This window comes from Paraglaciecola sp. (assembly GCF_039942875.1).
GTDB lineage: Bacteria > Pseudomonadota > Gammaproteobacteria > Enterobacterales > Alteromonadaceae > Paraglaciecola.
On the sequence record NZ_JBDVBQ010000030.1, the window covers coordinates 1 to 13064 of the forward strand.

Annotated in this window: 8 protein-coding genes; 1 reads left to right on the forward strand and 7 read right to left on the reverse strand. The window is 42.0% G+C overall.

The window, feature by feature from the left end:
* Positions 1-1345: 1345 nt before the first annotated feature.
* The 6 genes from ABJE44_RS11010 to ABJE44_RS11035 form a co-directional block, all read right to left on the reverse strand.
* Positions 1346-1975, reverse strand: a complete 630-nt coding sequence (locus ABJE44_RS11010; RefSeq protein ID WP_348111093.1) for a hypothetical protein — start codon at positions 1973-1975, stop codon at positions 1346-1348.
* Positions 1976-1996: 21 nt separating this feature from the next.
* Positions 1997-2899, reverse strand: a complete 903-nt coding sequence (gene asd, locus ABJE44_RS11015) for an archaetidylserine decarboxylase (RefSeq protein WP_348111094.1) — start codon at positions 2897-2899, stop codon at positions 1997-1999.
* Positions 2900-2901: 2 nt separating this feature from the next.
* Complete coding sequence (locus ABJE44_RS11020; RefSeq protein WP_348111095.1) at positions 2902-5610, reverse strand: glycosyltransferase; 2709 nt, start codon at positions 5608-5610, stop codon at positions 2902-2904.
* A 2-nt stretch (positions 5611-5612) separates the two neighbouring features.
* A complete protein-coding gene (locus ABJE44_RS11025) occupies positions 5613-7388 on the reverse strand; it encodes an aminotransferase class III-fold pyridoxal phosphate-dependent enzyme (RefSeq protein ID WP_348111096.1) in 1776 nt (591 codons plus the stop codon).
* Positions 7389-7521: 133 nt separating this feature from the next.
* Complete coding sequence (locus tag ABJE44_RS11030) at positions 7522-10650, reverse strand: efflux RND transporter permease subunit (RefSeq protein WP_348111097.1); 3129 nt, start codon at positions 10648-10650, stop codon at positions 7522-7524.
* The gene (locus ABJE44_RS11035) at positions 10647-11768 is read right to left on the reverse strand and encodes an efflux RND transporter periplasmic adaptor subunit (RefSeq protein WP_348111098.1); all 1122 of its coding nucleotides are present in this window, start codon (positions 11766-11768) and stop codon (positions 10647-10649) included. The genes ABJE44_RS11030 and ABJE44_RS11035 overlap by 4 nt, the downstream gene beginning before the upstream one ends.
* 338 nt (positions 11769-12106) lie before the next feature.
* Here ABJE44_RS11035 and ABJE44_RS11040 point away from each other — a divergent pair, with 338 nt between their 5' ends.
* Positions 12107-12478, forward strand: coding sequence for a nuclear transport factor 2 family protein (locus ABJE44_RS11040; protein ID WP_348111099.1), 372 nt, complete (start codon positions 12107-12109; stop codon positions 12476-12478).
* 36 nt (positions 12479-12514) lie between these two features.
* Here the strand turns inward: ABJE44_RS11040 and ABJE44_RS11045 are convergent, their stop codons facing one another.
* On the reverse strand, positions 12515-12898 hold the full coding sequence (locus ABJE44_RS11045) for a VOC family protein (RefSeq protein ID WP_348111100.1): 384 nt from the start codon (positions 12896-12898) through the stop codon (positions 12515-12517).
* Positions 12899-13064: the final 166 nt, after the last annotated feature.

Below are 13064 nucleotides of genomic sequence, written 5' to 3' on the forward strand. Positions count from 1 at the left end.
GTGTTTGCTGTAGGCGATTACCTAATAGCCACAAAGACAGATGAAGTAAACGGCTTAGCTCAGAGGTTTGGATTGATCCTGAAAAAATGATCAAAAGATGACTAGTACCTATTGACCAACCAGAGGCTCATATGTGTTATGAGTAACTTAGGTTAACTCAAAACACTACACTATTAGTAAACACCTCATTTGTAAATGAAGTTTAACTTGAGCTACTAAATACACCTTTACGAACTCATGGATTTGCCACAAAAGTCTCTTTAAAAGGCAAAGCCTATTAGTGACCTTTGATAAACCCGACCTAGCTCAACTCGTATGAAACGTTTGCAAAACTTACTTGTTACAACTGCCCTTTTTACAAATTAATACAAACAAAAAGCAGTATACTCATAACAATATTAATATCCGGAAAAATTCCGTGTTTAAACACGGAATCTTTCCGCCTTTCTACGTACACCTGTTCTACCACAGCCTCTAACATATTGTACAGGTTAACTTTATTGCATTTGACCGATGTAGCACATGGGCAAATACGGAATTTTTCCTAGATCATGCTGTTATGCGGAATTTCAATCAAAACTGGATAAATCAGCAGTACTAATAGCATTCAAAAATGCCGCTGCCGTTCTTTTGATTTAACTGTTGATAATCACCGCTAGATAAGTTGATGGGCTAAAGCCCAACCTACAGTTGCTTAATAACCTTTTCTCTGTGTGCGAAGCACAGGCTTTTGATTTACCCGCGACTAGAACTTACATCGACATCCATAATAACTTACTGCCTAGCAAACTAAAATTCTCAATCGGCGCAACCGATGCTCTTGATTTTCCGCGACTACAAATTTTCCATAAAATGACTGGCTTGTTGAGTGTTCGAGCATGGACGCTCGGACAAGGCAATCTTTTATAGCTGGGAGCGGCTTATTGCCGTCTCAACATCAAAGCCAATCATTTTATGGATTAGGAATTTGACGGAGCGCGGCCTCTTTCTGGTTACTCTTTCTTGGCTGTTGTAGAAAGAGTCACTAGCTCTCACGGATGTGAGTTAAAACCTGCATGGATGCAGGTGAGCGAAGCGAATGCTTTATGAACGAAGTGAATAACCTCAGTGTACGAAGTACATACCCCGTCGCGCAGCGATGCCCTGTGCGAAGCACATAAATAAACAAAGAGAATAATCTTAGTGCGCACAGCGCATGCGCTATTCGATACGTAACGTAAAAACAAAAAAGCCAGCGCCCTATAAAGAACACTGGCTCAACTAACTGCTTATGCTTTTATTGTATCTTGTTTTTCTTATCTCTTATTCCTAAAACCTAGCTCTAAAGCTAGGTTTAAATGTTCGACTACAAAACTTTGTTCTCAAAAGAGGCTTCTTCGTACCAGTCTTCCATGTTGTCGTACATTTCACCTTTTAAGATGAAGTATGGCGATTTGTGGTAAATCTTAATGTCGTGAAAGGGGTCGGTGATGATTTTGCTCGCCCATACCAAACCAGACTGCACGCCCATTAATTTAAATAAATGGATGGTTCTAAATGCGATAGCGCCTAAACCTACGACTAACCAGATAATGGCCATGTTATCGACAAAGCTAAAAAAGTCAGCGGCCGGTGTGAATATGCCAAAAAAGGTGGGGTTAAAAAATAGCACAATTGGCACTAGCGCCCAAATCGATAGCAACACCACCTTACGCTGTAAGTTGTAACCCACTTTTACACTTTCTTTGTATTCGTGAGTGGCTTTATTTACTTTGTCGTAATCTAGTGGCTCAAAGAAAAAATGCCCCGTTTGGCGTAATGTCATAGCTAGCAACCACCCCACTAATGCGGCAATAGCAGGATAGAAAAATACCAATACATAGCTTGCCAAAAAACACATGGCACTTAACAAATGTAAGAATTGGTTGATTCTGTTGTGATGATAATAGCGGTGGTCATCCCAGCGCTGTTGTTGTAATTCTTGTAAGAAAGTCATGTAGTTACCTTTGATTTATTATTAAAAGTGGTGGGTGTGGCCGCTCATCAGAGGTTGACCCATTTTGATATACCTGCCTTCTTTGATCTCTTCGCAGAATTCATAGTTAGCAGTGGCGAATAAAATAATGGTTGAGCCATGTTGAAAATATCCCATCTCATCGCCCTTAGAAAATGACGCATCACATGGCAACACATTTGGCCCTTTGTATTTAAGACTTAGGGTGTCTGTTAAGAATTTGAATTTCATACTGGCAACCAGAATGGCTGCCACTGGCACTAAGGTAATACTGCTTTGAGTATTGTGGGTATGTAGCTCTATCACTGCCCTTTCGTTTTTGCAGAATAGCTTTTCAACCCGCTTTAGGGCCACTGGATTGACGTTCCAAGTATCGCCAGATATATACGAGACTTTCTTCACATCGCAAGCTATTGGCGCATGAAACCTGTGATACATGCTCGACTTTAACCTCAAAGTGACAAACTTACCGTTTTGGTATTTTTCTTGTAGATACACATCAGGGATAAGCTCACTAATATCATAGGGAAACCCTTTTGCTTGAAACACCCTAGAGCCTCTAATTTCACCATGGGCGCCCACTATGGCATCGCAAGGGCTAGTAACAATATCTGCGCTTTCGGTAATGGGTCGCAGCCCATCTTTTAACTCACGGGTAAAGCACTCACCTAAGCTGCTAAAATGCTGTTTTTTAGCATCTTGTAAGCGTAAATCTTCGGCAAATAATGACCACACCCAAATAGAGACTCTAGCCAATAGCGGGCTTTGAATTTGACTAAACCAGCCAATGAAAAAGGTTAACCACCGACGTGGAATACGATTAGTCAGTAAAAAATTGATTTGCTCTTTTTTGGTTAGGGTTTGAACCGCACTTTTTTGAACCCCACTGTTTATGCTTGAACTCATGCTTAAGCAACCGTTCTTTGATTGTTGTACATAAGCGGTAACTCTAGCCCCATGTCACTTAAAAACTGCTGCATGATAGGCTCAGCTTGGTATTGGTCGGCTCGAAGTACCGCTTGCTGGGCCATGCTGTGTTGCAGAGATTTATCTGCAAAAAAAGTCTCGATGCTCTCGGCCATTTCAGCTGTTGAATCGACTAAGAAACCACTTTTATGGTGCTCGATAATATCTTTTGGCCCTTTACAGTTGTAGGCAAGGGTTGGCATGCCATGCACAAAAGACTCAAGAATAACGTTACCAAAGGTGTCGAACCGAGACGGAAATACGAACAAGTCTAAGCTCAAATACAAAGAAGCTAATTCTTTCTTACTTTGCCAGCCCAGATAAATAGCCTCTGGCATAGCGGCTTGCAACTCTTCTAAGGCTGGGCCTGAACCTGCAATCACTATCTTTAAATCTGGGATGGTTTGCTGTGCTTTTTCGACAATTTCGGGTAAGTCTAAAATACCTTTTTCTTTGCTGATGCGACACGCAATAAACAGCACCGGAGTATCGTCAGTTGCATTTGGGATAATGCTAGATTTGCTGATCCTCAAGGCTCCTAAATCTTTTGGTTGCGTATGGTGAGCGGTTAGTAATACCTTGTCTTCTGGTAACTGCATTTCGTGACCAATTAACCATTCTTTGTGCTCACTATTTAATACAAATACACCGTCGTATCTATTGTATAAGGCCCGCATTAAGCGGCGAATACGGTCACGACCATATTGATTTAGGTCTGTGGTATGTTTAATAAAATCAATCCAGTCGGTATGCATAAAGAAGTAACTTGGCACATTAAACATCTGCTGAATAAACATAGACACCAAGGCCATTGGCCCTTCGGTTGAGCACACAATGCGGTCGTAACCACCTTCGTAGAAAATCTTGGCAATTTCCATTAAGTCAGGAATGCGGATCGTCTGCTCACCGTATTTTTGCAGTTCAAATTCAGCGACAGGTTTAACTACATGCAGGTGGCTTGCAGCTTGGGCACTGCTGTGGCAAATCAAAAAATCTACAGGTAAATCTGCTCTTTGTATTTCTTTTAATTTGCCCGACAGTGAATTAGACACACCGTTTTTATCTAGCAAAGTATCGGTAAGGTACAAGGCTCGATTAGCATGTTTGTTTTTACCAATTTGCCCAGCAAAACGGTTTAACAAAGTGCGGTTTTGGTACAACACCCGAGTAGAGGCCAAAGTTGCCCCCGCTAAAATCAAGCTGATCAAAATAGGAAATGACAGACTATCGAGCATTTTCTCAACCCGTACATTACTCATGTTGTCTTGGCGTTTACCATCGCCAAAAAACAATGCGGTGAGCTGGCTGGGTATTTCAAATTTTTGGGTCATCTCTTCCATCGAGAAGCTGTCTATTTGTAGGCCTTTATTACCTTGTAGCTCTTTTTCAACACGGCTCGCTATCAGCTTATTTAGGTTAGTAAATAAGTCGGCAATGGCGTGGCTAACGGTTTCTGTAAAAGCCTCTGGCCCTAGCTTTTTGCTGTCTGCAATTTTTTCTAATTGCTTAATACAAAATTGATAATCTTTAGAGACTTGCCACTTGAGCAACTTGCTTGGCTTTTTGCCCTGTAATGCCTCGTGTACAAAAGAGAAAAACTTCATTGTTTTCTTATGTTTCTGCATCTCAAGTAATAAGTTACTCACGGCAAAACAACCGATTTTGTCCCAGGTTGAACCTCTGTGTAACATGATACGAAACAGGCCTGGGTCTTTGATTTTGGTAGCCACCTGAGCGAAGTAATCAAGCAGGGCTATGTTTAACTTTTGGTTTTCACCCACTTGGCCAAATGGCGCTACATCACCTTTTTTAAGGGCCTCTAGCGCCAACTCAGATGCAGGTTGTGTTTTTAGACGTTGTTGCAGGTTTTCAACATACAACATAGAGCCGCATTGCCCTGCAAAAATACCGGTGTGATCATCAGAGCCCCCCGTCAATACTTTGGGCTGGTATGGGTCTACGGCAAAATCAGCTGGGTTAAGATTATGCTTTTTAGCATAAGAGAGAATTTTTGCTGGAGTAAGGCTTTCAACCCAATTTAGGGTTAACACACTTTGCCATAGGTCACGTTGTCCGTTTAGCACTTCAAATCGTGAAAACATTACCGCGAGCTTTTCAAATAAATCTAAATCTATCTTTTCGTTACGGGTATAAAAATATAAAGGGTGCGGCATGATCACCGGAATATCATTAGCCGCTACGTAGCGTAAAAAGTCATAAATATCTTGACGTTTTTTATTGAGAACCACCTCTTGTTCTTGGCTAAAACCATAAGTTAAAACATGAATAAACAAATCATACTCTGGGAAAAAACAGGTGAACTCAGCCCCCACCAACACATCAAGCCCTTTAGCTTTTAAATCCCAGCATGAACGGGCGTTGTTGTGATTGGTTACTGTGACTACATCGCTGCCATTTTTCTTTAACAGATTGACTAACTTTTTGGTTTTGAGCCAGGTTTCTGGCAAACGTAAAATACGGCCCCACAGCTCATCGGGTATATCGCTATTGTGATCATGACAATGAAAATCAATTTTTAAGCAGTCTTCGGGGTTAAAGCGACGGCTCTGTTTGTCTAAAAACTCGTTATATTCGTTTTTTAATGATGCACGAAAGTCATTTTGCTGCATTTGATTTGTTACGTTCAACATACTTAACCCACCTTGTCGCTGTTACTACTGATTGAGGGGGCAGAACTCATTTCATTGAATGCACCACTCGGCTCACTGGTATTGAGGTTTTGATCAATTAAAGGCGAGGCTAAAAACCGCCCCATCGCTGGGAATTTAGCCCGCAACATATCGTTTAAAAATTGCTTTTTAATAGTTTGATTGCTGAGCACAGGTGAGCTCCACCACCAGCCATCAGCTTGCATTTGTGTAGCCCCTGCAACAAAGCGCTTAATGACTTGCTGAAACTCTTGGTCGGTATAACTTAAGTTCATGATAAAGCGGCCTGTGCCCGTCCAGCTTAACTCTAACCCTGCGTCTCTTAGATAAAATTGCAGCATCCAGTTGTAACGACTCGGTTGGGTATACATCACAGATAAAATAGAGTGCATATTGGTGATCTGAATTGGCAATTTTGCATTTAACAATGCTTGGTTAAACTGGGCGGTTCGGCTGTTCCACACTTGCTCAGCTGTGGCATAAATCTCTTGTATCTGTGGCTGTTGCACTCGAGTCAGAAACTCGTTCATAGCGGCTATTACGTACGGGTGGGAGTTAAAGGTACCTCTAGCAAAAGACACATCCACCGGCTTGTCATCTTTAAAGCGTTTCATTAATTGGTGAGTGCCTGTAACTACTCCAACAGGAAAACCGCCACCTAGGGTTTTGCCATAGGTAACCATATCGGCTTGAATACCAAAGAAACCTTGGGCACCGCGATGGCTTAACCTAAAGCCAGTAAATACTTCATCAAAAATCAGCACTATGTTTCTTTTAGTGCATATGTCTCTTATTTTTCCGAGCCACTGTGAGTAGGTTTCTTTATCAAAATGGGTTTGCCTATCGCTTGCCACTAAAGATACATCAGACGCCGAATCAGCATTGGGATGAAACGCCTGCAAAGGATTAATTAGCACGCAGGCTATGTCTTTACGGGTATTGAGTATGTGCAGGGTTTGCTCGCTTAAGTCTGCGAGTGTGTATACATCGTGAGTTTTACGATTATTACCGATTCCCGGTTGAACTCCGTCCCACCAGCCGTGATAAGCGCCGCAAAAACGCACTAAATGGGTTCTACCTGTGTGATAACGGGCTAGCCTTACGGCTTGCATTACGGCTTCGGTGCCAGACATATGAAACGAGACTTCGTCTAACCCAGACACCTGTTTAATTAGCTCAACGTTTTCGGTTATTAAGGGGTGATAAGCCCCAAGTACAGGCCCTAGTGCTTTGGCTTTTTCTGAACCAACATCCATACACGCTTTGTAAAAATCGTAACCAAATACATTCACGCCATAAGAGCCAGACAAGTCGTAACGCCAATTACCGTCTAGGTCTTTAACTTGTGAACCTTTGGTTTGGTCGGCGATAGAGCCTAGGGTGAACTCTTTAGTGAGCTGACCTCGATAAGGAAAGGGGATACGGTAATGGCTGGTAAATCTTACGTCAGAGACACTTTCTTCAAGGGGTTCGTAATGGGCAATGGTTTTGCTGCACTTGGCTCGTATGTTTTGTTGTAACTGCTGTAACCCTGCACGGCGTTTATCTGCAATATCTTTTGGTGCACCATCTGAACAAAAATAAACTGCATCAGAGTAACTAAAAAAGGGAATGTTGGCAGCAATGCGCCTAGACCATTTACTATGACCACGTAACGAAGGGTGTTTGGCTTTAGGTAATTGCAGTCGAATAATTACCTTGTAAACAAGGTAGATGCCAATAAAAGCTACGATAAAAAAATAAAGGTTAGTCTGCTGCATATGACACTGTTATTTGTCAGGTTTTGCATAAACTAGCACGGCATTTTGATAAATTTATTTCACTTTTGAGACTCTTTTATTACAGCTGACAATGCCCTGTGTCAGGGCATTGTTTCAGCTTGAAGTAATAGGATCACTCTGTAATGGCAGATTCAGGCTTGTAGGTTGCCTGATACTTTTTAGTTTCGCTTCTGGCTTTTAACGCGAGCAAACAAGGAGTTAACACTAAGGTAAGTACTGTGGCAAAGGCTAAACCACCAGCAACCGCAGTCGCCAGTTGCGACCACCATTCGGTTGATGGGCCACCTATGTCTACATTACGACCTATAAAGTCGATATTGATTTGGGCCACCATAGGCAACAAGCCTAAAATAGTGGTAACAGTTGTCATTAATACTGGGCGTAATCTTTGTGCCCCAGTGCGCAGTATCGCCTCCATGTAGGGCAAGCCCTCTTTACGCAATATGTTGTAGGTGTCAATCAGCACAATGTTGTTGTTTACCACTATACCGGCCAACGAAATCACCCCAATACCCGACATAACTATGCCAAAGGGTTGCTGAAATATGAGTAATCCTAAAAACACCCCTACCGTAGAAAACAGCACCGCACTTAAAATCAAAAAAGCTTGATAGAAGCTATTAAATTGGGTGACTAAAATAATAGCCATCACAAATAGAGCCACTAAGAATGCATTAGATAAAAAGGCAGTCGATTCGTCTTGCTCTTCGTTTTGCCCTTTCACCATCAAGGTCACCCTTGGGTCTAAATTTAGCTCTGGCAGTTGCGCTTGTAATTTAGGTAACTCGATACTGAGCAATTCGCCGGGTGCCATATTGGCTTCAACCATAAGCACCCTTTGACTATCTATATGTCGGATTAAATCTGTTTTAGGTTGGGGGGTGCGCTCTACAAAGTTAGAAATAGGTACCATGCCATTGGCGGTTTTCATTCTTAACTCATCTAATTTTCCGATAAATCTTGAATCCACTGGGTAACGCACCAAAATATCCAACTCATCGTCGACATCATCGGGGCGATACTCCCCTATTTTTAAGCCGTTCGTCACAAGTTGTACTGTGCTTCCCACCAAGGTGGCGTCTGCTCCAAACCTTGCTGCATCGCTTCTGTTGACTTTAAGCTGCCATTCTATTCCCGGTTTTGGCGCAGTATCGCTTACCGCAGTAAACTTATCGTTTGCATCTAATGCTGCTCTGACTTTTAAGGCTGCTTCGTCTAACAGTTCAGGAAACCTTGATGACAGCTGAATTTGCAAATCTTTACCCGACTGGGGACCGTTTTGATCAAGTGAGATTTCTATGTCCATGCCCGCTAAATCTGCCACTCTTTGCTGAACTTTTTTGAGCACTTCGTCTGAATGCTCCCGTAAATGCCAATCAACTAAATTAAGGCGTAAGTAACCTACTCTATCGCTACCGCCACTGCGCACATACAAGGTTTCTATCTCTTCCATATCAAGCAGTCTGTCTTCAACCTTTTTGACAACTTGGTCTTTCTCATAGATAGACATATCGCCAGCACTACGCACCGTAATATTAATGCCTTTTACATCAACATTAGGGAAAAACTGTGTACCTAAACCAGACATGTTATAGGCGCTAAAAGAAAAAATAGCCGCCACTATTGCCAGCAAAAGCATTTTCCATGGGTGGCGAATAGCCGTATCTAGTACACGAATATATTTACCTGTAAAACCCTGTAAATTACGAATGTCACCATTTTCAGCTTCATGTATTTGTTGTTTATCAAAATCAGAAATATAACGAGGCTTTCCAAATACCCCACCAAGCACAGGTACAAAAATTAACGCCATCAGCAAGGAGGCAGACAACACCGCTATAAGGGTAAAAGGTAAATACTTCATAAACTCACCCATCATACCCGGCCAAAACATCAGGGGGGCAAATGCAGCAAGTGTTGTGGCGGTTGATGCAATAATTGGCCAAGCCATACGCTGTGCAGCGCGGCTATAGGCAGCTCTTTTATCTAAGCCTTCACTCATGCAGCGGTCGGCATATTCAGTGACAACTATCGCCCCATCAACCAACATACCCACAGCCATAATCAGTGAGAACAACACCACCATATTTAAGGTGTAACCAAACAAAGAGATGATTAATATTCCTGTCAAAAAAGCCCCAGGAATGGATACCCCTACCAAGAATGCAGTACGCAAACCTAGTATTGCCACTATCACCACAGCCACTAAAATAACGGCACTTGAGACATTATTTTGTAAATCACTGAGCATAGTGTTTACTTCAATACTTTGGTCGCCTGTGTAACTAACTATAATGCTCGCAGGCCAAATTGCAGAGGCTTGCGCCGCAGACACCAGCTGTTTGATGTTTGCCACTGTCTCTATCATATTTTCGCCAGGGCGTTTTTTTACCTCTAACGACACCGAAGATTCACCGTTTAATCGGGCAAAGCTACTTGGGTCTTTGTAAGAACGCCTTACCTGAGCCACATCTTGAAAGGTGATCACGCTGTCACCTTGCACTTTTACAGGCTGTTCCATGACATCTTTTACTGATTCGAACACCGAAGGCACTTTAACCGCAAAACTGCCTTTGCCGTTGTCCATAGTCCCCGCAGGAACCAGCTTGTTATTGCGTGACAATAAATTAAGAATATCGGTTTGATCTAGCCCATAAGACTCCATTAAGAGTGGGTCGACTACGATCTCAACGATATCTTCTCGGTCACCACCTATATCAACTTCAAGTACTTCGCTTAGGCCCTCTAGGCGATTTTTTAACTCTCGCCCAACCGTCACTAACGCGCGCTCTGACACAGGGCCCGACAAAACCACGGTAAGCGCGGCTTTTTGCCCTGCTATAGTCACTTCATGAATAGTAGGCTCTTCTGTTTCAGAGGGGAGCTTAGCTTTAGCAACAGTGACTTTGTCGCGCACATCAGCCAAAGCCGCAGCAGAATCTAAGCCGGCTATAAACTCTAGGGTAATGCTTGCAAACCCTTCGCCAGAGGTGGCGCTCATTTTTTTTAGGCCATCAAGAGAACGCAGCTCACGCTCCATAGGCTTAACCAACATGCGTTCAGAATCTTCTGGCGATATACCATCATGGACAATGGACACATAGATGATAGGAATTGGTACATCTGGCTCGGCTTCTTTAGGAATATTTACGTAAGTCACCACCCCAGACACCAATAGCAACACAAATATCATCAATACAGTGCGGCTGTGACTTAAAGCTCCGGTAATAATGCTGTTCATTGGGTAGCCTTTGAAGATAATGTTTGAGACTCTTTGTAGGCTTTGTCAGCATAAACCACTTCAACTTTATCGCCATCACGTACAAAGCCATGACCTAAAGTAATCACATCTGCAGTTTCACCTAACCCCGATAACCACACGCCTTCACTATCACTTTTTACAATATCGATAGGCACAAATTTAACATGTTGATCAACAACAACTTTAACCCCTAAATTACCATCGTCATCTAGTGCCATTACCGCAGGAGTTATATTAACTGCCCATGTTCTTTGTAATGGCAAAACTAACTCGGTACTCATACCGGCTACTTGTGTAAAATCAGGATTAGGCACAGCCACTTCAACTTTAAAGGTGTTGGTTCCAGCTTCAGAAACGCTTGAAATATAGCGAATCTGCCCTTGTAGAAAATCTCCAGACACCATTCTGCCAGATGCAGGCTGCCCCTTAGTTAAGCTTTTAATATTGGCTTCGGTTACTTGAGCATTGATGACTAACGGATTTAAGTCCACCAGCTCAGCAATTTTATCGCCATCTTTTAAAAGATCACCCACTTCAACAAAACGCTGATTTAAAATGCCATCGAAAGGCGCGGTAATTTCTGCTCTGGACAATGCCAACTCATAAGCTCGTACGTCTGCTTTTGCCATTTCAAGATTAGCTGTGGCTTGTGCTAACGCGGTTTGTGACTGATAACCTTTTTCTTTTAAAGATTGCGCACCTTTAAGCTCTACTTCTCTTTGCTCTAAGGTTGCCTTTACAGCAGCTAATCGACTGGCGGCATCGCTACTTTCAAGGCTAACCAATTTTTGCCCTTTACTAACACGCTCGCCTTCTTGAACATGAATGACTTCGACTAAGCCTTTTACTTCTGAACGTAAACTCGCTATTCGATTAGGCTCAGTGCGGCCATATAAAGCAATTTCACGGGTCACTTCAGACGCCTGCATCCGCTCTACCGTCACTTTTACCAAAGCAGCATCCGCATGGGTTTTAGCGGGAGGTTTTTTGTCTTCGGCAGTCAACATACCTGAGCCAACCCAAATACATAACAACAAAAATATAATCAACGCAATCCAAGCGGGTTGTTGTCTTAACTTATTAAACGTAGAGGGCATTAGAAATCCTTATAAAATTAACCGCGGTATATTAACTAATTTATAAAAAAGAAAGCAGTGATTTTGCAAAAGTAAATGTTACTAAATACTTACTAGCGTAACAGGAAGTAAATCAATCACGATTCTCAGCAAATCTGCTTTGAGGTATTACGAGTAAAGTCCATGAATTTGATCAGAGTTTAGAAAATTTAAGTCATGAGTGTTTTTAACCTATCAAGGGAGTCATTTCAAAATTATTAAATATTGTTAAAAGACAGTGAATTTATGATGAATTAACAGACCCATAAGCCCGCTTATTTATGGTATACATTAATATGCAAATAACCTTGGAGTGAATCATGACAGATCCTACAGTAACGTTTTTCGATGCGTGGCAATGTACTGAGCCAGAGCAACGACTCGAGAAAATAGACCAATCGGTTACAGATAAAATCAAATACGATGACCCACGTACACCACAAACAATAAATGGGAAAACCGCTTTAAATGAATATGTTGGGATGTTCAGCGCGAATGCCCCTGGCTGGTCTGCCAAAGTAGTTGGCTGCGACACCATAGCAGGTATGACAAGAGCCACTGTTGCATTTGGAGGCAAAGGCCCAGATGGCAAAGACATGATTCAGCACGGCCAATACTTTATTGAAACAGAAGACGAGCTAATATCACGTATGGTTGGCTTTGCAGGAACAGGCCTAAACTTAGAAAAGTAGTCTTTTAAAGGCTACTTTTAGTTTATTCAAATAGGTTTAATCGGCTGCAGACACATGTTGATCAACCATAATTTGGTTACCATCAGGATCTTCAATAATAAAATATGCTGGCCCTGTGGTTGATTCGTCTGCCTCAGTTAGCGGTGCAATACCACTTGCTTTTAAGGTACTTTGAAGTTCACGGACATCAGTGAAATTAGCAAGCTTATTGCCTTTATTATCCCAGCCAGGGTTAAAGGTTAATATGTTATCTTCAAACATGCCCTGAAATAAACCTATGATTGTCTGTTCGTTTTGAAGCACTAACCAATTTTGCGACTGGTCACCCCCTCGTACCGTAAAACCTAGCTTTTCATAAAAGACCCTAGATTTTTCAATATCCTTAACAGTGAGACTGACAGAAAAATTACCTAATTTCATAGCTGATTCACCTATATGAGTTGATGTTGAGGAAACTGATGCTGCCACACAACCAGTTAAGAAACTTACAAATAATAAAAAGACTAGCCTAGACAAAAAATATTGTCATTTTAATTATGGCTGTCTGTAGAAGTTGTCCCCCCTGCGGATGTTCGAATTCATTCCC

Coding starts and splice junctions, on each gene's coding strand:
- asd (WP_348111094.1), bottom strand. CDS start 2,899: ATGAGTTCAAGCATAAACAGTGGGGTTCAAAAAAGTGCGGTTCAAACC.
- ABJE44_RS11045 (WP_348111100.1), bottom strand. CDS start 12,898: ATGAAATTAGGTAATTTTTCTGTCAGTCTCACTGTTAAGGATATTGAA.
- ABJE44_RS11010 (WP_348111093.1), bottom strand. CDS start 1,975: ATGACTTTCTTACAAGAATTACAACAACAGCGCTGGGATGACCACCGC.
- ABJE44_RS11040 (WP_348111099.1), top strand. CDS start 12,107: ATGACAGATCCTACAGTAACGTTTTTCGATGCGTGGCAATGTACTGAG.
- ABJE44_RS11035 (WP_348111098.1), bottom strand. CDS start 11,768: ATGCCCTCTACGTTTAATAAGTTAAGACAACAACCCGCTTGGATTGCG.
- ABJE44_RS11025 (WP_348111096.1), bottom strand. CDS start 7,388: ATGCAGCAGACTAACCTTTATTTTTTTATCGTAGCTTTTATTGGCATC.
- ABJE44_RS11020 (WP_348111095.1), bottom strand. CDS start 5,610: ATGTTGAACGTAACAAATCAAATGCAGCAAAATGACTTTCGTGCATCA.
- ABJE44_RS11030 (WP_348111097.1), bottom strand. CDS start 10,650: ATGAACAGCATTATTACCGGAGCTTTAAGTCACAGCCGCACTGTATTG.